At 69.1% G+C, this 22,325-nt stretch carries 24 protein-coding genes and 1 tRNA gene; 15 read left to right on the top strand and 10 right to left on the bottom strand.

Annotated features, from left to right (window positions below; translation table 11 throughout):
• Positions 1–64: 64 nt before the first annotated feature.
• The 3 genes from MET9862_RS01795 to MET9862_RS01780 all read right to left on the bottom strand — a co-directional run bounded on the left by MET9862_RS01795 (position 65) and on the right by MET9862_RS01780 (position 3,090).
• Positions 65–1,180 (bottom strand): carbon-nitrogen hydrolase family protein, encoded by a 1,116-nt coding sequence (locus MET9862_RS01795; RefSeq protein WP_142581400.1) that lies wholly within the window; start codon positions 1,178–1,180, stop codon positions 65–67.
• A 102-nt stretch (positions 1,181–1,282) separates the two neighbouring features.
• Positions 1,283–2,179 (bottom strand): LysR family transcriptional regulator, encoded by an 897-nt coding sequence (locus MET9862_RS01790; protein WP_142581399.1) that lies wholly within the window; start codon positions 2,177–2,179, stop codon positions 1,283–1,285.
• Positions 2,180–2,856: 677 nt separating this feature from the next.
• A complete protein-coding gene (locus MET9862_RS01780; RefSeq protein WP_244612518.1) occupies positions 2,857–3,090 on the bottom strand; it encodes a hypothetical protein in 234 nt (77 codons plus the stop codon).
• A 302-nt stretch (positions 3,091–3,392) separates the two neighbouring features.
• On the opposite strand from MET9862_RS01780, the gene MET9862_RS01775 reads away from it, so the two are divergent.
• Positions 3,393–3,656 carry a hypothetical protein gene (locus tag MET9862_RS01775; RefSeq protein ID WP_142581398.1) on the top strand — a complete coding sequence of 88 codons (264 nt, stop codon included), beginning with the start codon at positions 3,393–3,395 and terminating at the stop codon, positions 3,654–3,656.
• Here the strand turns inward: MET9862_RS01775 and MET9862_RS01770 are convergent.
• The 3 genes from MET9862_RS01770 to MET9862_RS01755 all read right to left on the bottom strand — a co-directional run bounded on the left by MET9862_RS01770 (position 3,653) and on the right by MET9862_RS01755 (position 7,158).
• Positions 3,653–4,042 carry a TIGR02300 family protein gene (locus tag MET9862_RS01770; protein ID WP_142581397.1) on the bottom strand — a complete coding sequence of 130 codons (390 nt, stop codon included), beginning with the start codon at positions 4,040–4,042 and terminating at the stop codon, positions 3,653–3,655. The two genes, MET9862_RS01775 and MET9862_RS01770, sit on opposite strands and share 4 nt — an antisense overlap.
• 843 nt (positions 4,043–4,885) lie before the next feature.
• Positions 4,886–6,727, bottom strand: coding sequence for a DUF7380 domain-containing protein (locus MET9862_RS01760; RefSeq protein ID WP_438616586.1), 1,842 nt, complete (start codon positions 6,725–6,727; stop codon positions 4,886–4,888).
• 355 nt (positions 6,728–7,082) lie between these two features.
• Positions 7,083–7,158: transfer RNA gene (locus MET9862_RS01755), tRNA-Thr, on the bottom strand.
• A 203-nt stretch (positions 7,159–7,361) separates the two neighbouring features.
• On the opposite strand from MET9862_RS01755, the gene MET9862_RS01750 reads away from it, so the two are divergent.
• The 3 genes from MET9862_RS01750 to MET9862_RS01740 are packed head-to-tail and all read left to right on the top strand — an operon-like array spanning position 7,362 to position 8,957.
• Positions 7,362–7,829, top strand: coding sequence for a tellurite resistance TerB family protein (locus MET9862_RS01750; protein WP_142581395.1), 468 nt, complete (start codon positions 7,362–7,364; stop codon positions 7,827–7,829).
• A 16-nt stretch (positions 7,830–7,845) separates the two neighbouring features.
• On the top strand, positions 7,846–8,244 hold the full coding sequence (locus tag MET9862_RS01745) for a CidA/LrgA family protein (protein WP_142581394.1): 399 nt from the start codon (positions 7,846–7,848) through the stop codon (positions 8,242–8,244).
• Positions 8,241–8,957: an LrgB family protein gene (locus tag MET9862_RS01740; protein ID WP_142581393.1), complete on the top strand. Its 717-nt coding sequence runs from the start codon at positions 8,241–8,243 to the stop codon at positions 8,955–8,957. Before MET9862_RS01745 ends, MET9862_RS01740 begins: the two co-directional genes overlap by 4 nt.
• A gap of 121 nt (positions 8,958–9,078) precedes the next feature.
• On the opposite strand, the gene MET9862_RS01735 is transcribed toward MET9862_RS01740, so the two are convergent.
• Positions 9,079–10,173, bottom strand: coding sequence for an NAD(P)/FAD-dependent oxidoreductase (locus MET9862_RS01735; RefSeq protein ID WP_142581392.1), 1,095 nt, complete (start codon positions 10,171–10,173; stop codon positions 9,079–9,081).
• A gap of 307 nt (positions 10,174–10,480) precedes the next feature.
• Between MET9862_RS01735 and MET9862_RS01730 the strand changes: the two genes are divergently transcribed.
• Positions 10,481–10,882 (top strand): Ros/MucR family transcriptional regulator, encoded by a 402-nt coding sequence (locus tag MET9862_RS01730; protein ID WP_142581391.1) that lies wholly within the window; start codon positions 10,481–10,483, stop codon positions 10,880–10,882.
• An 80-nt stretch (positions 10,883–10,962) separates the two neighbouring features.
• Here MET9862_RS01730 and MET9862_RS01725 read toward each other — a convergent pair whose 3' ends face one another.
• Entirely contained in the window at positions 10,963–11,904 is a 942-nt protein-coding gene (locus MET9862_RS01725; protein ID WP_142581390.1) for a LysR family transcriptional regulator, read from the bottom strand.
• A 237-nt stretch (positions 11,905–12,141) separates the two neighbouring features.
• On the opposite strand from MET9862_RS01725, the gene MET9862_RS01720 reads away from it, so the two are divergent.
• Positions 12,142–13,641 carry a CoA-acylating methylmalonate-semialdehyde dehydrogenase gene (locus MET9862_RS01720; protein ID WP_142581389.1) on the top strand — a complete coding sequence of 500 codons (1,500 nt, stop codon included), beginning with the start codon at positions 12,142–12,144 and terminating at the stop codon, positions 13,639–13,641.
• Between the two features lie 168 nt (positions 13,642–13,809).
• Here MET9862_RS01720 and MET9862_RS01715 read toward each other — a convergent pair whose 3' ends face one another.
• Complete coding sequence (locus MET9862_RS01715) at positions 13,810–14,388, bottom strand: peroxidase-related enzyme (RefSeq protein WP_142581388.1); 579 nt, start codon at positions 14,386–14,388, stop codon at positions 13,810–13,812.
• A 334-nt stretch (positions 14,389–14,722) separates the two neighbouring features.
• On the opposite strand from MET9862_RS01715, the gene MET9862_RS29115 reads away from it, so the two are divergent.
• Together MET9862_RS29115 and MET9862_RS30395 are read left to right on the top strand one after the other, a co-directional pair.
• Positions 14,723–14,890 carry a hypothetical protein gene (locus tag MET9862_RS29115; protein WP_185156712.1) on the top strand — a complete coding sequence of 56 codons (168 nt, stop codon included), beginning with the start codon at positions 14,723–14,725 and terminating at the stop codon, positions 14,888–14,890.
• A 130-nt stretch (positions 14,891–15,020) separates the two neighbouring features.
• A complete protein-coding gene (locus MET9862_RS30395) occupies positions 15,021–15,161 on the top strand; it encodes a DUF1127 domain-containing protein (protein WP_306438885.1) in 141 nt (46 codons plus the stop codon).
• A gap of 23 nt (positions 15,162–15,184) precedes the next feature.
• Here the strand turns inward: MET9862_RS30395 and MET9862_RS01705 are convergent, their stop codons facing one another.
• The gene (locus MET9862_RS01705; RefSeq protein ID WP_142581386.1) at positions 15,185–15,436 is read right to left on the bottom strand and encodes a hypothetical protein; all 252 of its coding nucleotides are present in this window, start codon (positions 15,434–15,436) and stop codon (positions 15,185–15,187) included.
• A gap of 201 nt (positions 15,437–15,637) precedes the next feature.
• On the opposite strand from MET9862_RS01705, the gene MET9862_RS01700 reads away from it, so the two are divergent.
• The 7 genes from MET9862_RS01700 to MET9862_RS01670 all read left to right on the top strand — a co-directional run.
• Positions 15,638–15,838 (top strand): hypothetical protein, encoded by a 201-nt coding sequence (locus MET9862_RS01700; RefSeq protein WP_142581385.1) that lies wholly within the window; start codon positions 15,638–15,640, stop codon positions 15,836–15,838.
• A 443-nt stretch (positions 15,839–16,281) separates the two neighbouring features.
• Complete coding sequence (locus MET9862_RS01695) at positions 16,282–16,371, top strand: K(+)-transporting ATPase subunit F (protein ID WP_142581384.1); 90 nt, start codon at positions 16,282–16,284, stop codon at positions 16,369–16,371.
• A gap of 24 nt (positions 16,372–16,395) precedes the next feature.
• Positions 16,396–18,111 (top strand): potassium-transporting ATPase subunit KdpA, encoded by a 1,716-nt coding sequence (gene kdpA, locus MET9862_RS01690; RefSeq protein WP_142581383.1) that lies wholly within the window; start codon positions 16,396–16,398, stop codon positions 18,109–18,111.
• Between the two features lies 1 nt (position 18,112).
• Complete coding sequence (locus tag MET9862_RS01685) at positions 18,113–18,307, top strand: hypothetical protein (protein WP_142581382.1); 195 nt, start codon at positions 18,113–18,115, stop codon at positions 18,305–18,307.
• Positions 18,308–18,386: 79 nt separating this feature from the next.
• Positions 18,387–20,477, top strand: coding sequence for a potassium-transporting ATPase subunit KdpB (gene kdpB / locus MET9862_RS01680; protein ID WP_142581381.1), 2,091 nt, complete (start codon positions 18,387–18,389; stop codon positions 20,475–20,477).
• Between the two features lie 32 nt (positions 20,478–20,509).
• On the top strand, positions 20,510–21,115 hold the full coding sequence (locus MET9862_RS01675) for a K(+)-transporting ATPase subunit C (RefSeq protein WP_142581380.1): 606 nt from the start codon (positions 20,510–20,512) through the stop codon (positions 21,113–21,115).
• A 20-nt stretch (positions 21,116–21,135) separates the two neighbouring features.
• On the top strand, positions 21,136–22,325 hold a 1,190-nt coding region (locus MET9862_RS01670), incomplete at its 3' end, for a universal stress protein (protein ID WP_142581379.1).

The following is a 22,325-nucleotide window of genomic DNA, read 5'->3' as shown; positions in this document are numbered from 1 at the left end:
CTGTCGCATGCGCGATGCTGACGGATGGGCACCACGAAGCGCGTAGGGCCGCGTTATGGACCCGTCAGCTGCCCGGCCGCCGCAACGGTGGTGCCAATGTCTGATCGCTACCCTCGAGCGCCGCCCGAGCGAGGCCCGGCCCGAAGGAGCCGGTCTGATGGCCGACGGGGTCGCCGACCTCCATCATCGCCGGCCCGGCTGCGGCCTCGAAGCTGACCGGCTCGCGTGGCGTCCGGTCGACGTTCAGCTGAAAGATGTCGAACCGGTTGTAGTAGCCGACGACATCGTGGAACTGCTTCGGCTCGATGCAAGCCGCGACGTCGATATCGGCGTAGACGATCCCCTCACCCCCCTGGCGCGGCTCGACGACGTGAGACCCGGTGGGATCCAGAACCATGGAGACTCCCGAAGGCGTCCGCTCGACGATCTCGGCCAGGACGGCATCGCCGTCGCACAGGATCGATTTCGCTGTCTTGTCGAGGACGGCGGAGCAGACGATGTTGAAGACCTTGGCCTCGAAGGCGTGTGCCCCGGCGCGGATCTCGATGGCTCGCTTCAGGTCATAGGCCGCGCTCTCGCCCGGCGGCCGGGTCGGCCACGCCGGGGGGTAGGTCGAGATGTGGACCTGCTCGCCCTGCGCCATCAGGGCGTAGCGGGCCAGCGGGTTCGTGTTCTCGCCGCAGATCAGCATGCCGACCCGTCCGATCTCGGTCTGGGTCACACGCAGGCCCCGGGCGTCGCCATTCGCCCAGACAAGCTTCTCGTAGAAGGTCGGGACCAGCTTGCGGTGGTGGTTGAGGATGGCGCCGTCGCGCCCGATCAGCACGTTCGCGTTCCAAAGGCAGCCGACGCTGGCCTCGGTGCTCTCGCTGAACCCGAGGGAGACGACGACACCGTGCCGCCGCGCAGCGGCGCGCACCGCGCCGATCTCAGGTCCATCGAGGCGGACGGACTGGGCTGCCAGTCGCTTGAAGAGGTCATGATTGTGAATCGGCGCGCGCAAGGCCACCCAGAGGGGAAAGCCAGGCATGTAGCCTTCGGGGAAGACCACGAGGTCCGCACCTGCGCGGACGGCCTCGCCGATCAGCGCCACCGCCTTTTCGGCCGAGGCGGCGCTGTCGAGGTAGACTGGGGCGACGTGGCAAGCCGCGGCTTTGAAGCGTGGGTACTCTATCGGCATCGGCGCGGCTCTGAAATGAGAATGCCGCTATCTCATCAAAGCCCGCTCCATCAGCGAAGGCGGAAAATCCGCAATGCGTAGTGCGCTTATGCAGACCCCTGCTCAGAATTCGTTCAGGTAGGCTGCATCTTCGGCGAACAGGTCCGTAAGGAACCGGGTGACCACGCGAACACGGCCGACGCACTCGATATCCTCATGTACGCCGAGGTATAGGTCGCGGCTCACCGCCACCGCGTCCGGAAGCACGGGCACCAGCGCCGGATTGGTCTTCGCCGAGAAGAGCGGCAGCAGGCCGATGCCCGCGCCTGATGCGACGGCCGTTTGCTGGGCGGCCATGCTGGTCGAGCGGAAGACCACGTTCGAGGGCGTCAAGACTTCCAGCAGCCAGTGCACCGGGCTGATGGCGACCAGGTCGTCGACGTAGTCGACGAAGTCGTGGTCTTGGAGTTCCGCGCGCGTCGCCGGATAGCCGCGGCCGGCGAGGTAATGTTCGGAGGAGAACAGGGCCAGGCGGAACTCGCCGACCTTCCTGACCCGGAGGCGTTGCCCCTGGGGCGGCACGAACGACACCGAGATGTCCGCCTCCCGCTTGGTCAGGTTGATGAGGTGCCGCTCCGTGACGAGCTCGACGACGACGCCCGGCACCTTCGCGGTGAGTTCGCTGAACTTGGCCGCGAGGTAGAACGCGGCGATGCCCTCCATGCTCGCGACACGGACACGCCCAATTGGCTGGGCGACGTCCTGCAGCCCGAGCGCTTCCGGGACCGAGAGCGTCTTCTGCTCGATGGCCTCGGCGATCACGAACAGCTTGTGGCCGGCCTCGGTCAATGCGAAGCCGTCCGAGTTGCGGTTGAATAGACGGGAATCGAGGCCGCGCTCCAGCTCGGCGATGCGGCGGCTCACCGTCGTGTGGTCGACCTTCAGCCGCCGTGCGGCCGGCATCAGACGGCCGTGCCGGGCGAGTTCCAGGAAGAAGGTCAGGTCGTTCCAGTCGAACATCCAGTGCTCTGGCTCCCAGGCTCGCGACAGCACTGTATCCCAGTCCAGGATCTTGTCCCGCAAGGCGCCTGCCAACGAGCGCTTACGGTACAATGGGAGAATGCGCCTCCCAGTGCACCTCGACCTATTGCCGCCTTCTCACGACAAGTGGCGCTTGGTCCAGCACCAGCAAACGCCGTTACTCACGGGCTCCGCCGGCAAGGCAGCCGCCAGGTAGTGGGGCGTCATGCAGACGCCTGCATCTCACGCATCCAGAGTTCACCTGACAGCTTGGCTCCGTCCCTAGACGCGAAGCTGTATGGAGACCACTGCACCTCTTGCCCATCTGTTGAGCGGATGATCCAGCGGAAACAGCCGGGCTTCACGGTACAAGCCTCGACCACGAGGCGCAGGTTTGCTGGCACCAGGGGCTTCCGAAAGCGCAACATGGTGGATCTTCTACTCGCACTAAACCTTAGAAGCGCGATTTATTTCCTCACAGCTTCAATAAGCCGCTGCGATCACCCTGTGCGCGGGCACGTGTCTGTACGACCGCAACAGCGCCGAGATGCCGAACGCTACTGTTCCGGCAAGATTAGGGCCAAGCCCGGCAGTTTTCAGGCTGATTAGAACCGCCGCGGTCATTATCGCAGAAGGGCTGCGGCTCGGAGGCGAGAAGGTGCTGGCCTGCCGGGATTTTATTTTGGACTATACATCAGGGCCGCGAAGCGATCGGATGCCTGCCACACCGGTAAGGAACCCTCTCGCTTGAACATGGCGAACGCTTCGGTCGCCGCCCAGCCTTCGAAGACGTGCTCTCCCTCGACAGAGCGGCCGACGATACAGGCACCTTCATGTCCGGCTGCGTCCGGCGACCGCTTCTCCAACGCGAAGACCACACCCGACCGGTCGGGCCTGAGTTCGTCCGGCAAGGCCCCGATCTTCCGCCAAAGGCAGTGCCAACGGGCGCATGCGTCAGGGCGCTCGGCGTAGATCGTGCACGCATCGCCGGCGCTGTGAGGGCACAAGGTGCCTGCCGGCTTGCCGAGAGCCTCTACGGCCAGGATCTTGCAGCAGGCCGTGCAGGGTCCACACGTTCGCCCCGGGACGAGCCCGCCAACAGATCGTGAGAATGTCATTCAGCGCCCGCTCGGACTGGCACGACTCGTCGCAGGAGACGGTCCGCAGGGTGGTTTCGGTGGCGCGGCCATAGGCAACGGCCTAGACAGCGCGCATGCTGTGCGACCAGACCCTGTGGGACCTCGTCTCGGCCGAGCGCATCGCCATCGAGGATATCTCTGCGGCGGTCGACACCTACCTCGCCGATCCAACCACGGGCGAGCATCATATCGATCAGCGCTTCTCGCTCGACCTCGCCGCTGCGGTAACGCGGCACGCCTCACCCCAGCAACTCGCGGAGCTGGCGGACACGCATGCTCCCTCACGGCGCAACGCGGTCCGCTCAGCCCTCCTGATGGCAAGGCCGACTAGGCGCTAGTCCTCGTCGTCGTTCTCGACATCGACCAGATCCGTAGCGCTATCGTCGTCCTCATCCTCGATCAGCGTATCGTCGTCGCTGCTCTCGGCATCGTCCTCGACGTTCAGATCGTCGCTCTCGGTGTCGCTGTCCCGGGCCGTGTCCGCTTCCTCAGCCTCGACCTCGTCGAGCGAGACCAGCTCAGGACCTTCCGTCTCGGGCTCCTCCTCGTCGACGACGGGCTTGCGCGAGAAGGCTGGCGGTGCGCCGCGACCATAGGCTGCTGCAACGGCGGTCGGCACGACCTCGCCCGTATAGGGGGAGATCACAGGGTCACGGTTGAGGTCGTAGAATTTCCGTCCCGTCGTCGGGCAGATCCGCTTCGTCCCGCGTTCGGACTGATCCATCTAAGCCTCATACTGGCGCTGCTGTGTCGAACGAGATGCGCCCTGCTGCTGGTGGGTGTCAAATACGCTGGAGGCAGCTAAGGGAGCAGACTGCTAGCCTACGTGATACGTCCCCGCTGGCTGGCCTTCATCAGCTTGGTCGACTGCCTCATTGGCAAATCGCGCGCGCGCGGCGCCGTCAGCTGGCAAATTCCTGGCCGCACACCAAGACCGAAACTCATCCGGGATGAGCGGCACCCGGATGACTGCAACGCCGCTTCGGATCACCTCCCGTTCGAGCTGCTCGGCGGAGATGATCCAGCCTTCATGGCTCAACGGCATCCGGTCGGCATCCGGTCGGCATCCGACATCATCCCGCGCAAGCGGTCGTAGTCCTCCGGCAGGTACCAAGCCATGCCAACCCTGCGTGGACGTTCCATCACCACCTCAGCTCATATCGTTCTGAGCAGGCTGCCACCCGGATGCGCTGCTGTGCAACCACCCGACATGCAATGCCTTGAGCTTGGCAGCGAGGCGAGGGAGGGGCACCGATCTCGTCGCAAAGCCGGCGGGCTGGGAGAGCTTCACACCCGGCCCGTCATGCTACCTCGCAGCCCTGGCTCTAGGCAGCAGAGCCGCAACGGTTGGCTTAAGCCTGATCGCCGGACTGCTTCCGGCGGCCGCGCGTCTTCGGAGCGGCAGGCTCCTCAGCAGGTACCGGCGCGGTTTCCTCGACCTTCACCGCTGCACCAACCATGCCCAGGCCGATCTGTTTGGCGAGCGCCGAGCGCGGCGATCGCAGATCAGGCGAAGACGGGAGCCGCGCAGATCGCAGTCAGGATACATGGGCATGCCGTCTGACGGTCAAACCTCCGCCTCGGCCTCCTCTGACGAGCCGGCAGCATTCAGACGCGCGATGAAGGCGGCAAGTTGCGGGCTGCCCACGACGACGAGTCGGAGGATGACCCACCACAGATAGAATCCAATCTGACCGTTCAGATGATCCTCGTCGACCAAGCCATGAGCGACGACGTTCCTAGGATTCGGCCCGAGTCGCCCAGCGAGGAGCGTCCGAAGCTCGTAGACACATTCTGCGCCCAGCACGTCGGTCGCTTTGGGATGATCGAGGATCCGTTCGACGCCCCAAACCTCCTCAACTCCGTCGGTGTTGATGTTGCGCGCGACGATGCCTTCACCTTCGAGGAGGTGCCGCAGCGAGTTCTCAGCCTGCGGGATAAGCAAATGAAGCGCTGTTGAGGAATCAAACTTGAATCCTGCTTCAAGGCCACGCGCGAACAGGCCGAGCCGGCCGGTCGGGATGAAGTGGCTATCTGCAATGACGACCGCGATCTCCTCCTGCCCCAGATCGTGCTCATCGCGCATAACCCGAACAGCAGGTGCCAGCGCGGCATGGACGGCGAAGTGTCGATGAAACCGTGCATTCTGATCCATGAAACCGTCAATGGCGGCCTCCTCGACCTTCGAGTCGCCTGAGCCAAGGGCAGGCCGCACCGCGATCTTCCGGCCCGCTTGATCAAACACGTCGGCTCTAATGATCGTCTGTAAGGGGCTGTCTTTCAGTGTGGCGAGCGTCTGCTCGCGGAGCTTCACGGGGTCGATAAGTTCGTCGATCAACGCCAGCCGAAAGATCGCGTCCTGGCGTGGCAGACCGCGGAAGAGAGCCTGCACGGCATCAACCTGTTCGGTAAGATCGACCGAGTCAGATTGCACCCGCTTCATCTCGCCGAGGACACCCCGTCCAGCCTCCGCGAGGCGACGCCGGAGATCGGGCAGTCGGGCTCGCAGCGACGGGCGGGCCTGGAACGCTTGTACTGAATCCTCCCAAAACTTGTGGGCGGCTATGAAGGAGCCCGCCTTCTCCTGATCCTCTGCCTCTGACACGAATGTCTGGGCGCGGGCGCAAAGGGCGGCCTCGGCCGCATCGCGGTCGCCCGCTCGCTTCAGTAGCCGGGCTTGTGTCGCGTAATACTCCTGCGCTCGCCGGAAGTCGCCGGCCTCCTCGGATTTCGAGGCGATGCGGCCAGCAATCTCTGCGAGCGCCGCGAAATCACCGAAGCGCACCTCCTCCAGCAGGTCCATAATCTTCAAGGAAAGGTAGAGCGGGTCGTCGCCATCGTAGTGCCGAACACGACCTTCGAGATACCCGAGCAGTCGACGAGGCAGTTCACCCTTGGGCTCAATTTGACGCGCGAGCCGAACACCTCGCTCGTACAACGCGAAGCACGTGGTCCAGTGGTTCGGGTCTTCGGAGGCAATCCCGGCTGCCAGATAGGCTTCGACGGTCCGGCGCGCCGCCTTTACGTCACGCTGCCGAAGCCAAAGCACGTCGCCTGCGCGGGCGACGACGAGGTCGTCGTCAAGATTGGTGACGTACTCGGACAACCGGTCAAGTTGAGCGTCCGTCAGATCGTCCGGGATCATAGACCGACGGTCACCAAAAATGGCCTTCGGATGAAATGGTTCAGCGACGTTCCCGGGAGTGAACTGGAAACCCATGATTTCGGATAGGGTCGTCCAATCGTGGGCTGCATCCCTTTTGGCGGCTCCCCTAAGGGCTGTTGATATGGCATAGTAACCGCCCCGTAACTCTGGAGGCAGTGCCTTTGCCTTGTCCGACGCCACTGCGTCCGGGAGCAGAGCTGATGGGGGGAGGGGGTGCGGATGCGGCGTGTCGTCGTAGCTCATTGATAGCGTCAAGTTTCCGCGTCGTTCCCTCAAATTATGGCGCAGGCAGACCTCCACGGTATGCCACGCACTGACGGGCCGCCTAGTATGGGTGTCCATCGCCCCTCGTGAGTGATGGGTGAGAGCGTCATCAACGCCGTTCAGCGCGCGGCCGTGATCACGGCGTCAAGCTTCGCCTGCTTTGCTGAAGCCCAAGAGTTAAAGCACGGGCGAATCGATCGCTGCTTCACCCTTCAATCTCGAGCTGAGTGGCAAGAATCGAGAAGCGGCTTGTCCCGCTGCCCCCCAGTGCACCCCATATCAGGCTGCTGGGGTGCAAACTTAAAGCGCTTGAGAGCTCAGCGCTTGAAAAGAATGGTGCCGCAAGAGGGATTCGAACCCCCGACCCCCTCATTACGAATGAGGTGCTCTACCAGCTGAGCTATTGCGGCAGGAACGGTCCGTGCGCGGCCCGTTCGGGTGCTGGCTCTAGCGGTCCGGCCGCGTCTTGGCAAGGCGCATCGGCCAGAGGTCTCGCCGCCGGCCGATGCCCGGTTGCAACGCCGAACCGCCGGAGACCGGCGCCGTGCGGCCTTGTCCTTGACGGCACGGTCGTGGCCCGGAACTGTGCCGTCGACCCCCGCGGGAGCACGTCATGTCGCTCGTCTCACGTCTGCGTGCCTATGCCGCCGAGGCCTTCGGTCTCGCGGAACGACCCGAGCCCATCGACGATACCCATCTCGCCGCGACCGCGCTCCTCGTCCACGTGGCGCGCGTCGACGGCATCCTCGCGACCGCCGAATCCGACCGTCTGGCCCGGCTCGTGCTCGGCCGCTATGCCCCCACACCGGAGGCGGCCAGCGCCCTGATCGCCCGCGCCAGCGCCTTCGATGCCGAGACGCGCGACGTGGCGAGCCTGGTCGAGATGCTGCCGCACGCGGCCGACGCCGCCGAGCGGACGCGGCTGCTCGCCATGGCCTGGTCCGTCGCGGGCGCCGACGGCACCGTCGACGAGTTCGAGGAGGCCCTGGTCTGGCGGCTGGGCCGGCTTCTCGGCCTCGACGAGGCTGCGATCGGCGAGGCCCGCGCCGAGGCGGCGGGGCGGGGCGAGGCGACCGCCTGAGAGGCGGCCCACGCCGATGATCGCGAGCCTCACCCTCATCCTCCTGGCCCAGCTCATCGGGGAGGCCGCGGCGCGCGGCGCGGGCCTGCCGGTGCCCGGTCCCGTGCTCGGCATGGCGCTGCTCCTCGGCTTCCTCATCCTGCGCGACAGCGGGCCGCCGGCCCTGCTGCGCCTGATGCCGCGGCCCCTGACCGACGGCACCCTGGAGAGCACCGGCAAGGGCCTGCTCGCCAACCTGTCGCTGATGTTCGTGCCGGCGGGTGCGGGCATCGTCGGCCGGCTGGACGTGGTGCAGGCGCAGGGGCTGAAGCTCGCCGTCGTCATCGTCGCCTCGACGGTCGCCGCCCTCGCCGTGACGGTGCTGGTCTTCGTCGGCGTCGAGCGCCTGGTCGGCCGCGGGGGCGGCGAGCGATGAGCGGCGAGTTCGCCCTCTGGGTCTATCTCTCGCGGACCCCCCTCCTCTGGCTCACGGTGACGCTCGCCGCCTATCTCGTGGCCGACCGGATCTCGGCGGCCACCGGGCGCCACCCGGTGGCGAACCCGGTGCTGATCGCCATCGCCATCACCGGGAGCGTGCTGGCGCTCACCGAGACGCCCTACCCCACCTATTTCGCCGGCGCGCAGTTCGTGCACTTCCTGCTCGGCCCCGCGACGGTGGTGCTGGCGCTGCCGCTCTACGAGCACCGGGCCACGGTGGTGCGGGCCTTCCTGCCGATGCTGGCGGCTCTCGCGGCCGGCTGCACGGCCGCCCTCGTCACCGCGATCGGCACCGCACGGCTGCTGGGCATCCCCGAGCCGGTGATCGTCTCGCTCAGCCCGAAATCCGTGACCTCCGGCGTCGCGATGGGCATCTCGGAGGCGCTCGGCGGCGACCCGACCCTGACCGCCGTGCTGGTGATGACCACCGGCATCGTCGGGGCGATCCTCGTGACCCCGCTGATGCAATTGATGGGCATCCGCGACATGCGGGCGCGCGGCTTCGCCGCGGGGCTCGCCGCCCACGGCGTCGGCACCGCCCGGGCCTTCCAGGTGAGCGAGGTGGCGGGCACCTTCGCGGGCATCGCCATGGGCCTCAACGCCTTCCTCACCGCGATCGTGGTGCCGCTGGCCCTGCATCTGCTGTCATAATCAGGTCCGGGATCCCGAAGGGGTCACCCCTTCGGTGGGGTGTCGGGGCGAAGCCCTGACGGGCCTTCCCAGGGCTCCGCCCTGGACCCGCGAGAGGGGTGACCCCTCTCGACACCCGGGATCAGGCCTCCAGGCGGTCGGCGACGTCCTCGGCCAGGGAGAGGCTGGAGGTGAGGCCCGGGCTCTCGATGCCGAACAGGTGGACGAGGCCGGGCAGGCCGTGCTCGGCCGGGCCGTCGATGCGGAAATCGGCGGATCCGCCGCCGGGTCCGGTGAGCTTCGGCCGGATGCCGGCATAATCGGGGACCAGGGCGCCGTCCGGGAGGCCGGGCCAGTATCGGCGGATCGCGTCGTAGAACAGCGCGGCTCGGGCGGGATCGACCCGGTAATCGAGGCTGTCGATCCATTCCACATCCGGCCCGAAGCGCATCCGCCCGGCGAGGTCCAGGGTGAGATGGATGCCGAGCCCGCCATCGACCGGGGCCGGGTAGATCAGGTGCCGGAAGGCCGGCCGGCCCGTGCAGCCGAAATAGTTGCCCCGCGCGAGGACGAGGGGCGGCACGCGCTCGGGCCCGTAGCCGTCGGTGGCCCGGGCGAGATCCTGCGCCCCGAAGCTCGCGGCATTCACCACCGCATCGCAGGGAAACGCGCCGGGCGTCGCGCCGCCGAACCGGGCGAGCCAGCGGCCGTCCGACCGCGCCAGGGACTCGACCGGCGTGTTCAGGGCGAGCATCCCGCCACGATCCTCGATCTCGCCCAGCAGCGCCAGCATCAGGCCGTGGCTGTCGACGATGCCCGTGCGCGGCGAGAGCAGCGCGGCGGTGCAGGCGAGGTTCGGCTCGAGCGTCCGCGCCGCGGTGCGGTCGAGGAGCACGAGGTCCTCGACGCCGTTCGCCACGCCCTGGTCGCGAATCGCCGCGACCTTGTCCGCCTCCGCCTCGTTCACCGCCACGATCAGCTTGCCGCAGGCGCGGTGCGCCACGCCGTGGCTCTCGCAGAAGGCGTAGAGCATCCGCCGCCCGGCCACGCAGTGGCGCGCCCGGAGCGAGCCGTCCGGATAGTACATGCCGCCGTGGATGACCTCGGAATTGCGGGCGGAGACCCCGGTGCCGAACGCCTCAGCCGCGTCGGCCACCACCACCTCGTGCCCGCGCAGCGCGAGCGCCCGCCCGACCGCGAGACCGACGACGCCCGCGCCAACGACGAGAATCTCCATCGCAACCGACCTATCCGTTCATGCCGGCCCGTGCCCGGACGCGCGGAGCCGTGAAATCCACTTGTTCCTGAGAGACATGTGGCGCATTTTCAAGCAAGAATCGGTCATCCCGCGCGCAAGCGTGCGCGGCAGCTCGGCGGCGGCGGCGCATTGCACAAGACCGCGCCGGGGCGCCGATCCGACGGAATCTCTACACCCATATCAATTCAATCGGAGGTAGAAGAATTCGGCAAATTATGCCATTGTAAGATGCAATCGCATGCGGCTGTTCCCGCAGTGCGGGTGTCATGACCATGGGGGGAAGTCGATGCAGCCGGAACCCGATGTCTTCGAGCTCGCCGCGAAAATCGTCATCGCCTACGTCGCGCATAACAGCGTACCCTCGGGCCAGTTGCCCGACCTCGTCAGCACGGTGCACCAGTCCCTGCGCACCCTCGGGGCGCCGGCGAAGGAAGAATTGAAGAAGGCCACCGACGCGCAGATCCGCGCCTCGATCCGCCCCGACAGCATCATCAGCTTCGAGGACGGCAAGCCCTACAAGGCCCTGCGCCGGCACCTGACCCTGCGCGGCCTGACCCCGGAAGCCTACCGGGCGAAATGGGGGCTGCCGATCGACTACCCCCTGGTCTGCGCCACCTACAGCGCGGAGCGCTCGCGGATTTCCCGCGCCATCGGCCTCGGGCAGAAGCTGCGCAGCGCCGCGACCTGAGAGCGGGACAGGCCCCGGCCCGCCGACCGCGCTCGGGCCGGGAAGCCTGTTCGACGGAGCCCCAAACCCAAGGACTCGGCTCAGACCGGCTCCGAGGACGCTCGATCGGACAGGCCACGCGCCGCCGGCGCACGGCGCCGGATCAGGAAGCGGTCGCGCTCCTCGCGAAACCGCTGGGTGATGAAGGCCCGGCAGGCCGCGACGCGCCGGGCCTCGTGGCTGTCGGGATGCGACATCAGCCAATAGGTCCGCTCGAACGCCGTCTCCGGCAGGACGCGTACGAGATCGGGGCAGTCGGCCGCCGCGAAGTCGTGCAGGATGCCAATCCCGGCGCCGGCCCGCACCGCTTCCAGCTGCCCGACCACGCCGGCGCAGCGGAAGACGCGCTGGGCCCGATCCTGCAGGAAGGCGGCGTAATCGAGGGCCGAGGCGTAGGCATAGTCCTCGACGCCGATCACGGCGGCATGCGCGGCGAGGTCGGCCTCGCAGGTCGGCTCGCCCGCCCGGTCGAGATAGTCGCGCGCCGCGTAGAGGCCGAGGCTGTACTCGGACAGCTTCGAGAGGATGAGGCGTCCATGCGCCGGCCGGTCGAGGCCGATCGCGAGGTCGGCCTCCCGCCGCGACAGCGAGAAGGAGCGGGGCAGCGGCACCAGTTCCACGACGAGGTTGGCGTAGCGGCTCGCGAACAGACCGAGCTCGCGCGCGAGGAACAGGTTGCCGAGGCCGTCCGGCGCGCCGATCCGCACCGTGCCGCTGGGCTCCGCCTCCTGCGCCCGCATCCGGGCGGTGGCCGCCAGAACCTCGGCCTCGATCCGCTCGGCCACCGGAACGAGATGCTCGCCGGCCTCCGTGAGCGCGGAGCCGTTCGGCCGGCGATGGAACAGGACGGTGCCGAGGGCGCCTTCCAGCGCCTCGAGCCGGCGCGCCACGGTGGCGTGGTTGAGGCCGAGCCGACGGCCGGCTTCCAGCATCTGCCCGTGGCGCGCCACCGCCAGGAACACCTGCAGATGATCCCAGTTCATGGCTGATCCGGCCTCATGGCTGATCCCGATGTCCGGGCATCAAATCCCGCACATCGGTTCAGCGGGATCGGTCATTGAGCTTCGATTTCCGTAGGCCGAAAACGAGCCGGCGACAATCGGCGGTTTGCCGGGACCGTGCCCGTTTCCGCTGATGCGGGGGCGGCCTCCAGGGCCCAGGCCCGATGCGCGCCCGGGGCCGGGCGCCGTCACCGCCGCGACAGGGAAACGGAGATGCCCATGCCCACCGAGATCCCCCATTTCGTGAACGGGACCCGCGTGTCCGGCCGATCGGGCCGCACGGCGCCGGTCTTCAACCCCGCCACCGGCGAGGAGACCGGCGCGGTGGCGCTGGCGAACCGCGACGAGGTCGAGGCCGCCGTGGCGGGCGCCCGCGCCGTCTTCCCGGCCTGGGCCGCGACGCCGCCCCTGCGGCGCGCCCGCATCCTCAACAAGTTCCTGGCGATCCTGGAAGAGCGCATCGACACGCTCGCCGCGCTGATCACCGCCGAGCACGGCAAGGTGCTGTCCGACGCCAAGGGCGAGGTCCTGCGCGGCCTGGAGGTCGTCGAGTTCGCCACCGGCGCGCCCCAGCTGCTCAAGGGCGAGGTGACCGAGAATGTCGGCACGCGCGTCGATTCCCACTCGCTGCGCCAGCCGCTCGGGGTGGTCGCGGGCATCACGCCGTTCAACTTCCCCGCCATGGTGCCGATGTGGATGTTCCCCGTCGCGCTCGCCTGCGGCAACTGCTTCGTGCTGAAGCCCTCCGAGCGCGACCCTTCCGCCGCCCTGCTGATCGCCGAGTGGCTGACGGAGGCCGGCCTGCCGGACGGCGTGTTCCAAGTCGTGCAGGGCGACAAGGAGGCGGTCGACGCGCTGCTCCACAGCCCCGGCATCAGCGCCGTGAGCTTCGTCGGCTCGACGCCGATCGCCCGCTACATCTACGCGACCGCCACCGCCCAGGGTAAGCGCGCCCAGTGCCTCGGCGGCGCCAAGAACCACATGATCGTGATGCCCGACGCCGACATGGACCAGGCGGTCGACGCGCTTATGGGTGCCGCCTACGGCTCGGCCGGCGAGCGCTGCATGGCCGTCTCCGTCGCGGTGCCGGTGGGCGAGCGCACCGCCGATGCCCTGATCGAGCGGCTGATCCCGAAGATCCGCGCCCTCAAGGTCGGCCCCGGCACCGATCCGGATTCCGAGATGGGCCCGCTCGTCACGAAGCAGCACTACGAGAAGGTGCGCGGCTACATCGACCAGGGCGTCGCCGAGGGTGCCGAGCTGCTGGTCGACGGGCGCGACCTCAAGCTGCAGGGCTACGAGGGCGGCTACTTCCTCGGCGGCTCGCTGTTCGACCGCGTGACGCCGGAGATGCGGATCTACAAGGAGGAGATCTTCGGCCCCGTGCTCGCCGTGACCCGCGCGCCCGACTACGCGACGGCGGCCCGGCTCATCAACGAGCACGAATTCGGCAACGGCACCGCGATCTTCACCCGTGACGGCGACGCGGCGCGCGAGTTCGCGCACCAGATCGAGGTCGGCATGGTCGGCATCAACGTGCCGATCCCGGTGCCGATGGCCTTCCACTCCTTCGGCGGCTGGAAGGCCTCGCTGTTCGGCGACCACCACATGCACGGGCCCGAGGGCGTGCGCTTCTACACGCGCCTCAAGACCATTACGACCCGCTGGCCGACCGGCATCCGCGCCGGCGCCGACTTCGTGATGCCGACCATGCAGTGAGCGCCCGGCCGCGGGGAGGCGCGCGCCTTCCCGCTGCCTGAAGCCGCGTACCCTCTGGAGCCGGATCCGATCAGGTTGCTTCAACCTGATCGGTGAATCCGTCTCTAACCCAGTGATAGAGAACGCGTGATCCGATTGGATTGCGGGGCAATCCAATCGGCGCGTGCTCTAGCGGCCCAGCGTGTAGAACTCGTCGTTCGGCCGCATGCCCGTCACGTTCGCCATGCGGTTCGACAGCGCGAAGAAGGCCGCGATCGCGGCGATGTCCCAGACGTCGTCCCGGCTGAAGCCGGCCTCCGCGAGCGCAGCGAAATCCGCCTCCGCGACCAGGTGCGCCTCGAACGCGACCTTGAACGCGAAATCGAGCATCGCCCGCTGCCGCTCCGTGATGTCGGCCTTGCGGTAGTTGATCGCGACCTGATCGGCGATCAGCGGATTCTTGGCACGGATGCGCAGGATCGCCCCGTGGGCGACCACGCAATACGGGCACTGGTTCCGGCTGCTCGTCGCGACGACGATCATCTCGCGCTCGGCCTTGGTCAGGCCGCCCTCCTTGTCCATCAGCGCGTCGTGATAGGCCATGAAGGCGCGGAACTCGTCGGGACGGTAGGCGAGCGTCAGGAACACGTTCGGGATGAAGCCCGACTTCTCCTGCACGCGGATCAGGCGGTCCCGGATGTCGGCGGGCATGTCCGCGAGATCGGGGACGGGAAACCGGCTGATCGGAGCCGGCACGGATTGCGCCATGGCGGGGGTTCTCCCTACGCGAAGCCTGTCTGGGCGGGGATGCCGATCGGAAGGCACCCGCCGATCCCTACCACGACCGCGTCGGGCGGCGCCTCGCGTGATCCCGACGCCGACCCGAAGACTGGTTCGGCAAGAGCGCGCGACACACCACGGGCCCACGTCATTGTTTCGATGCGCTCTCTTTCGCCGAGCCGGCATCCACGTCGGCTTAGGAGCGCTCGAACCTCGCGCGGTGACCGGGCCGCCCGAAACCCGACGAGGTGCGCGTCAGCACAGTCGTCCACGCGCGGACCGTCTACAGATCCGGGCCTATCGGGGGGATGGGAGGTGATCCGTGCAGATCATCCGTCATCCGCAATCCGGCGACAGCGTCGCGGCCTCTCTCGCCTTCGCGCTGTCGCTCCTCGGCCTCCTGCTCGCCTGGGCCGCGTTCGAGCGTGTCTACGAGGCTGAGGCGTGCCAGCTCGAAGGGGCCATCGGCCGGCTTCGGGCGGCTTCCTGACCGGCCGAAGCGGCCGATCCGCACGGCACCGGCAGCCTCGGGGCGGGCATCCCGCCCGCGAGGCGAGAACATCCGGGCCTTCGTCTTGGGACCGAGCGTGACAACGCGACATCCGAGCGCGGAGGCGGGCATGTGGACAATGCTTCGATATATGCAGGCGTGGCGGCGCGCGCGTTGCGCCTGCCGGGAACTGGCGCGTCTCAGCGACCGCGAGCTGGAGGATATTGGCCTCAATCCCTGCGAGGTCGTCTCCCGCAGGATCCGCGCCTAGAGCATTGTCCGCGGGCGCAAGCCTCAGGCGGCCTCCAGGGCCGGCGCGGCGTCCGCCGGCACGACGCCTCCGGATCCGAGCGGCCCGGTATGCAGGCGGGCCACCAAGGCGGCGATCTCGTCGGGGAAGGCCGGCTCGCCCTCGATGCCGAAGGCGAGGTCGAGGAGCGGGGCGAGGCCCTGCAGCAGGGCTTCGGCAGGCCGGGGCTCGGCCCCGGATCGTCCGTCCGCGCACCGAGGGCTCGAGCCGATGGCGAGAGGCGCGCGAGAGGGCATGGGGTCCTGATCGATCGAACCGCGCGTGGCCGGCCCGAGGTTCGGGCGCCCATCCCTGCGAGGTCAGCCAAGCTAGGCCGTGCCAGTTGAACGGCACCTGAAAACCGCTGGACGGCTCCCGTTCAGAATGCGCCCGGGCGGGCGCGCGTAACGCATCGTTAACCATGTGCGGCGAGGGTCTTCCGGTTCGGAGGTGCCGCCATGAATCGACGCAGGAGCCGCGATTTCGGAGCCCTGACCGAGGCCCAGATCCGGGCGAACCGGATCGAGCCTCGCCGTGTCGACGCGTCCGGCCTGCTCCGTCCGGCCGAGCCGAAACGGATGGTGGACCTGCTCGACGCGATCCAGCAGGTCGAGGAGGCCGCCAAGGGCGAGCGCAGCTTCCTGCACCGGCGCGGCTAGCGCATCGTCCGCGGACGTGGTTGCCGGTTCCGCGAAAGAAAATCCTTTTTATTCAATCCTTTAGAGCATCTTCCGTGATCCAAGGATCACGGAGAACGTTCTCGCGCGCTCAAGCCGACGGGGGCACCGGTTCGGCGAAGCAGAGCGCGTCGCCGCAAGGATTGCGGTGCTGCGCCGTCCGGCCCGGTCCCGATCCCCGAAAAGCCCCGCCGCCCGGATCCTGATGGGATCCTTATACGATCGCCGTCCGCTCCCTCTCGAACGCTAACGCGGTTCGGGCCGACACTCCGGCCGGGCCGTGGAGGGCGCGAGGTCGCGTCCGTCCCGGCCGAACGGACCGGACGCACCATGCTCGACATCCTCTTCCTCGCCGGCGGCCTCGCCTTCTTCGGCCTGTCGGCCGGCTACGCCGCCCTCTGCGCGCGTCTGTGAGGCACGCCGCCATGAGTCTCGACCTCGCCCTCGGCGCCCTCGTGACGGCCGGGCTCCTCGCCTACCTGACCTACGCCCTCGTCCGCCCCGAGCGGTTCTGAGCGGCCCCTGACGGACCTCCCCCCATGACCCTCGACGGCTGGATCCAGATCGCGCTGTTCTGCGCGGTCGTGCTGGCGCTCGTGAAGCCGCTCGGCCTCTACATGACCCGGGTCTTCACCGGCGTGCCCACCCCCCTCTCGCCCGTGCTCGGCCCCGTCGAGCGCGGGCTCTACCGCCTCGCCGGCATCGACGCGGATCACGAGCAGAGCTGGCTCGGCTACGGGCTCGCCATGCTGGCCTTCCACGCGCTCGGCTTCGTGCTGCTCTACGCGGTGCTGCGCCTGCAGGCGGTGCTGCCCCTCAACCCGATGGACCAGGCGGCGGTCGCGCCCGATCTCGCCTTCAACACGGCGGCGAGCTTCGTCACCAACACCAACTGGCAGAACTACGGCGGCGAGAGCACGCTCTCGTACCTGTCGCAGATACTCGGCCTGACCCACCAGAACTTCCTCTCGGCGGCCACCGGCATCGCGCTCGCCGTCGCCCTGATCCGCGGCTTCGCCCGCGCCTCGGCGCGGACGGTCGGCTCGTTCTGGGTCGACCTGACCCGCTGCACCCTCTACCTGCTGCTGCCGCTCTGCGCCGCGCTGACCCTGTTCTACGTCGCGCAAGGTATGCCGCAGACGCTCGCGCCCTCCGTCGCGGCGACGACGCTGGAGGGCGCGCAGCAGACCATCGCGGTCGGCCCGGTCGCGAGCCAGGTCGCAATCAAGATGCTCGGCACCAATGGCGGCGGCTTCTTCAACGCCAACGCCGCGCATCCCTTCGAGAATCCGACCGCGCTGGCGAATGTCGTGCAGATGGTCACGATCTTCGCGCTCGGCGCCGGGCTCACCAACGTCTTCGGCCGCATGGTCGGCGACGAGCGGCAGGGCTGGGCGATCCTCGCGGCCATGATGCTGCTGTTCGTGGCCGGCACCGCCGTGACCTACTGGGCCGAGGCCGCAGGCAGCCCGGTGCTGAACGGGCTCGGGCTCACGGGCGGCAACCTGGAGGGCAAGGAGGTCCGCTTCGGCATCCCGGCCTCGGCCCTGTTCGCGGTGGTGACGACGGCCGCCTCCTGCGGCGCGGTCAACGCCATGCACGACTCGTTCACGGCGCTCGGCGGCCTCGTGCCGATGCTCAACATGCAGCTCGGCGAGATCATCGTCGGCGGGGTCGGCGCCGGCCTCTACGGCATGCTGGTCTTCGTCGTGGTGGCGATCTTCGTGGCGGGGCTGGTGGGCGGCCGCACGCCGGGATATCTCGGCAAGAAGATCGAGGCGCGCGAGGGAAAAATGGCCATGCTCGCCGTCCTCTGCCTGCCGCTGATGATGCTGGGGCTGACCGCGCTCGCCACCGTGCTGCCGGCCGCCCCCGCCGCCCCCGCCAATGCCGGCCCGCACGGCTTCTCGGAGATCCTCTACGCCTTCACCTCGGCGGCGGCCAATAACGGCTCGGCCTTCGGCGGCCTCACCGGCAACACCCTGTTCTACAACGTGACGCTGGCGCTCGGCATGCTGGTCGGCCGCTTCTTCGTGATCCTGCCGGCGCTCGCCATCGCCGGCTCGCTCGCGGCCAAGAAGCGCGTCCCGGCCTCCGCCGGCACCTTCCCCACCGATGGCGGGCTGTTCGTCGGGCTGCTCGTCGGCGTCATCCTGATCGTCGGCGGCCTCACCTTCTTCCCCTCGCTGGCGCTCGGCCCCGTGGTCGAGCACCTCGCCGGCGCGGCGGGCCAGACCTTCGCGACGGGGGGCTGAGATGCCGCGCACCCTCGACCTCCGCCGCGCGCGGCACCTGCTCGCAGAGGAGCGGCTCCGCCACCGGGCGCACGGGCCCGGCCCGCGGCCGGTGCGCACCTCCGACCTCGTGCTGGCGCTCCTCGCGGTGGCGATGCTGGGCGGCCTCGCCCTCACCGCAGCCTTCGCGCTGACCGCCGGCACGGCCGGGCCCTAGAGCCCTCGCGCGCAGAACGCCGAGGACCCGGGCCCTCCCCCCGGGTCCCCTCGCCTCTCCTTCCGGACACGAAAGACCCATGTCCCGCAAGACCCCATCCCTGTTCAGCGCCGCCCTCGTCGGGCCGGCCCTCGCCGGCTCCGTCAGGAAGCTCGATCCGCGCGCCATGATCCGCAACCCGGTCATGTTCGTGGTCGAGGTGGTGGCGGCGCTCACCACCGTCCTGTTCCTGCGCGACCTCGCCGCCGGGGGAAGCGACCTCGCCTTCTCGGGCCAGATCATCCTCTGGCTCTGGTTCACCCTGCTCTTCGCGAATTTCGCCGAGGCGCTGGCCGAGGGCCGCGGCAAGGCCCAGGCCGAATCGCTGCGCCGCACCCGCACCGAGATGACGGCCAAGCGCCTCACCGGCCAGGATGGCCGCTACGAGACCGTGCCGGGCACGAGCCTCCGGGTCGGCGACCGCGTCCTCGTCGAGGCGGGCGACCTGATCCCCTCCGACGGCGAGGTGGTCGCGGGCGTGGCCTCGGTCAACGAGGCGGCGATCACCGGCGAATCCGCCCCCGTGATCCGCGAATCGGGCGGCGACCGCTCGGCGGTGACCGGCGGCACGCAGGTGCTCTCGGACGCGATCACGGTGCGCATCACCGCCGAGCCCGGCTCGACCTTCGTCGACCGCATGATCGCGCTGGTGGAGGGCGCGGCGCGCAGTAAGACCCCCAACGAGATCGCGCTGAACATCCTGCTCGCCGGCCTCACCATCGTGTTCGTCTTCGCGGTGGCCTCGATCCCGAGCTTCGCGCGCTATGCCGGCGGCACGATCCCGGTGATCGTGCTGGTGGCCCTGTTCGTGACGCTGATCCCGACCACGATCGGCGCCCTGCTCTCGGCCATCGGCATCGCCGGCATGGACCGGCTGGTGCGCTTCAACGTGCTCGCCCTGTCGGGCCGCGCCGTCGAGGCGGCGGGCGACGTGGACACGCTGCTCCTCGACAAGACCGGCACGATCACCCTCGGCAACCGCCAGGCCACGGCGTTCCGGCCCGTGCGCGGCGTCTCCGAGCGGGATCTCGCCGACGCGGCGCAGCTCGCCTCCCTCGCCGACGAGACGCCGGAGGGGCGCTCCATCGTCGTGCTCGCGAAGGAGGCCTACGGGATCCGCGCCCGCGACATGGCCGCCCGCAACGCCACCTTCGTGCCCTTCACGGCGCAGTCGCGCATGTCCGGCGTGGATCTCGACGGCAGCGCCATCCGCAAGGGCGCGGTGGAGGCCGTGATCGCCGCCGTCTCGACCCGGCCGCTGGCCCATCGCGGCTCGAACGCCGCCCTCGCCTACGCGCCGGAGGCCGAGAGCGAGGCCGTGGCCGAGATCCGCGCCATCGCCGAGGAGATCGCCAAGGGCGGCGGTACGCCGCTCGCGGTGGCCCGCGACCATGCGCTGCTCGGCGTCGTCCACCTCAAGGACATCGTGAAGGGCGGCATCCGCGAGCGCTTCGCGGAGCTGCGCCGCATGGGCATCCGCACGGTGATGATCACCGGCGATAACCCCATGACCGCAGCCGCCATCGCGGCCGAGGCCGGGGTGGACGACTTCCTGGCCCAGGCCACCCCCGAGGACAAGCTGGCGCTGATCCGCCGCGAACAGGCGGAGGGCAAGCTGGTGGCCATGTGCGGCGACGGCACCAACGACGCGCCGGCGCTGGCCCAGGCCGATGTCGGCGTCGCCATGAACACCGGCACGGTGGCCGCGCGCGAGGCCGGCAACATGGTCGACCTCGATTCCGACCCCACCAAGCTCATCGAGATCGTCGGCATCGGCAAGCAGCTCCTGATGACCCGCGGGGCGCTGACGACCTTCTCCATCGCCAACGACGTGGCGAAGTACTTCGCGGTGCTCCCGGCGATGTTCCTCGGGCTCTACCCGCAGCTCCAGGCCCTGAACGTCATGGGGCTCGCCTCGCCGCAGAGCGCGATCCTGTCGGCGATCATCTTCAACGCCCTCGTCATCGTGGCGCTGATCCCGCTCGCGCTGCGGGGCGTCGCCTACCGCCCGGTCGGAGCCGCCGCGCTCCTGCGCCGCAACCTCCTCGTCTACGGGCTCGGCGGCGTCCTGGTGCCCTTCCTCGGCATCAAGGCGATCGACCTCGCCGTCAGCGCCCTGCACCTCGCCTGATCTTCGCCTGCCCCCAGCCCGGACCCACCGCCATGCTCACGCATCTGCGTCCCGCCCTCGTTCTCCTCGTCGCCCTGACCGGGCTGACCGGCCTCGCCTACCCCCTCGCCATGACCGGCCTCGCCGGGGCGATCTTCCCCGCTCAGGCCGCGGGCAGCCTGATCACGCGCGACGGCCGGGTCGTCGGCTCCAGCCTGATCGGGCAGAGCTTCACGGGGGCGGGCTACTTCCACGGCCGGCCCTCGGCCACCACCGCGGCGGACCCGGCCGATCCGGCGAAGACCGTGCCGGCGCCCTACAACGCATCGAACTCGATGGGCTCGAATCTCGGGCCGACCAGCGCGGCGCTGGCCGAGCGCGTGAAGGCCGAGCGCGACGCCCTGCAGGCGGAGAATCCCGGCCGGCCGGTGCCGATCGACCTCGTCACCGCGAGCGGCTCGGGGCTCGACCCCGACATCTCGCCCGAGGCCGCCCTGTTCCAGGTGCCGCGCGTCGCCCGGGCGCGCAACCTGCCCGAGGAGGGCCTGCGCGCCCTGGTGACGGCGCAGATGCGGGGCCGGACGCTGGGCCTCCTCGGCGAGCCCCGGGTCAACGTCCTGGCGCTCAACCTCGCGCTGGACGATCTCGCCCGGCGCTGAGCGCGCCGGTAAGATCGCGCATGCCCGAGACCGGCCGAGACCCGAACCGCCCCTCGCCCGACGCGCTGCTCGATGCGGCGCGCCGGGAGGCGCGGACGCGTGGCCGGCTCAAGGTCTTCCTCGGCGCGGCCCCCGGCGTCGGCAAGACCTACGAGATGCTGATGATCGGGCGCGCCCGGCTGAAGGCGGGCGCCGACGTGGTGGTCGGCGTGGTCGAGACCCATGGCCGGGCCGAGACCGAGGCGCTGCTCGACGGCTTCGCGGTGATCCCGCGCCGCAGCGTGCCCTATCACGGCACCCTCCTGCAGGAGATGGATCTCGACGCGCTGCTGGCCCGCCGGCCGGAGATCGCGCTGGTGGACGAGCTCGCCCACACCAACGCGCCGGGCTCGCGCCACCCCAAGCGCTACCAGGACGTGGAGGAGTTGCTCGATGCCGGCATCGACGTGCTCACCACGCTCAACATCCAGCACGTGGAGAGCCTGAACGACGTCGTCGCCGCGATCACCCGCATCCGCGTGCGCGAGACCGTGCCCGACGGCTTGCTCGACCGGGCCGACGACATCGAGGTGATCGATCTCAACCCGGACGACCTGATCCAGCGCCTGAAGGACGGCAAGGTCTACGTGCCGGACCATGCCGAGCGGGCCCTGAGCCACTATTTCTCCCGCGGCAACCTCACCGCCTTGCGCGAGCTGGCCCTCCGGCGCACCGCGGACCGGGTGGACGACGAGCTCCTGAGCCACATGCGGGCGAACGCCATCGCCGGCCCCTGGGCGGCCGGCGAGCGGGTGCTGGTCTGCGTCAACGAGGATCCGCGCGGGGCCGGACTCGTGCGCTACGCCAAGCGCCTCGCCGACCGCCTGCACGCCCCCTGGACCGCGCTCTTCATCGAGGGCGCACGCTCGGCCGCCTTCAGCGAGACGCAGCGCGACCGCATCGCCGAGGCGCTGCGCCTCGCCGACCGGCTCGGGGGCGACGCCGTCACCTTGCCGGGCGGGCGGCGCATCGCCGACGACATCCTGGCCTATGCGCGCTCGGCCAACGTCAACCACATCGTCGTCGGCAAGGCGGCGCGGTCCTGGGCCTTCGAGCTGGTCCACGGCTCGGTGGTGCACGACCTCGTGCGCCGCAGCGGCACGATCGGCGTGCACGTGGTGCCCGGCGAGGCCGCGCCCGGCGCGATCCCGGCGCGGCGCGGCGTCGCCAC

This window comes from Methylobacterium symbioticum, from assembly GCF_902141845.1.
Classification (GTDB): Bacteria; Pseudomonadota; Alphaproteobacteria; order Rhizobiales; family Beijerinckiaceae; genus Methylobacterium; species Methylobacterium symbioticum.
Note: the sequence above shows the minus strand (reverse complement) of the source record. Positions and strands in the feature narration are given on the sequence as shown.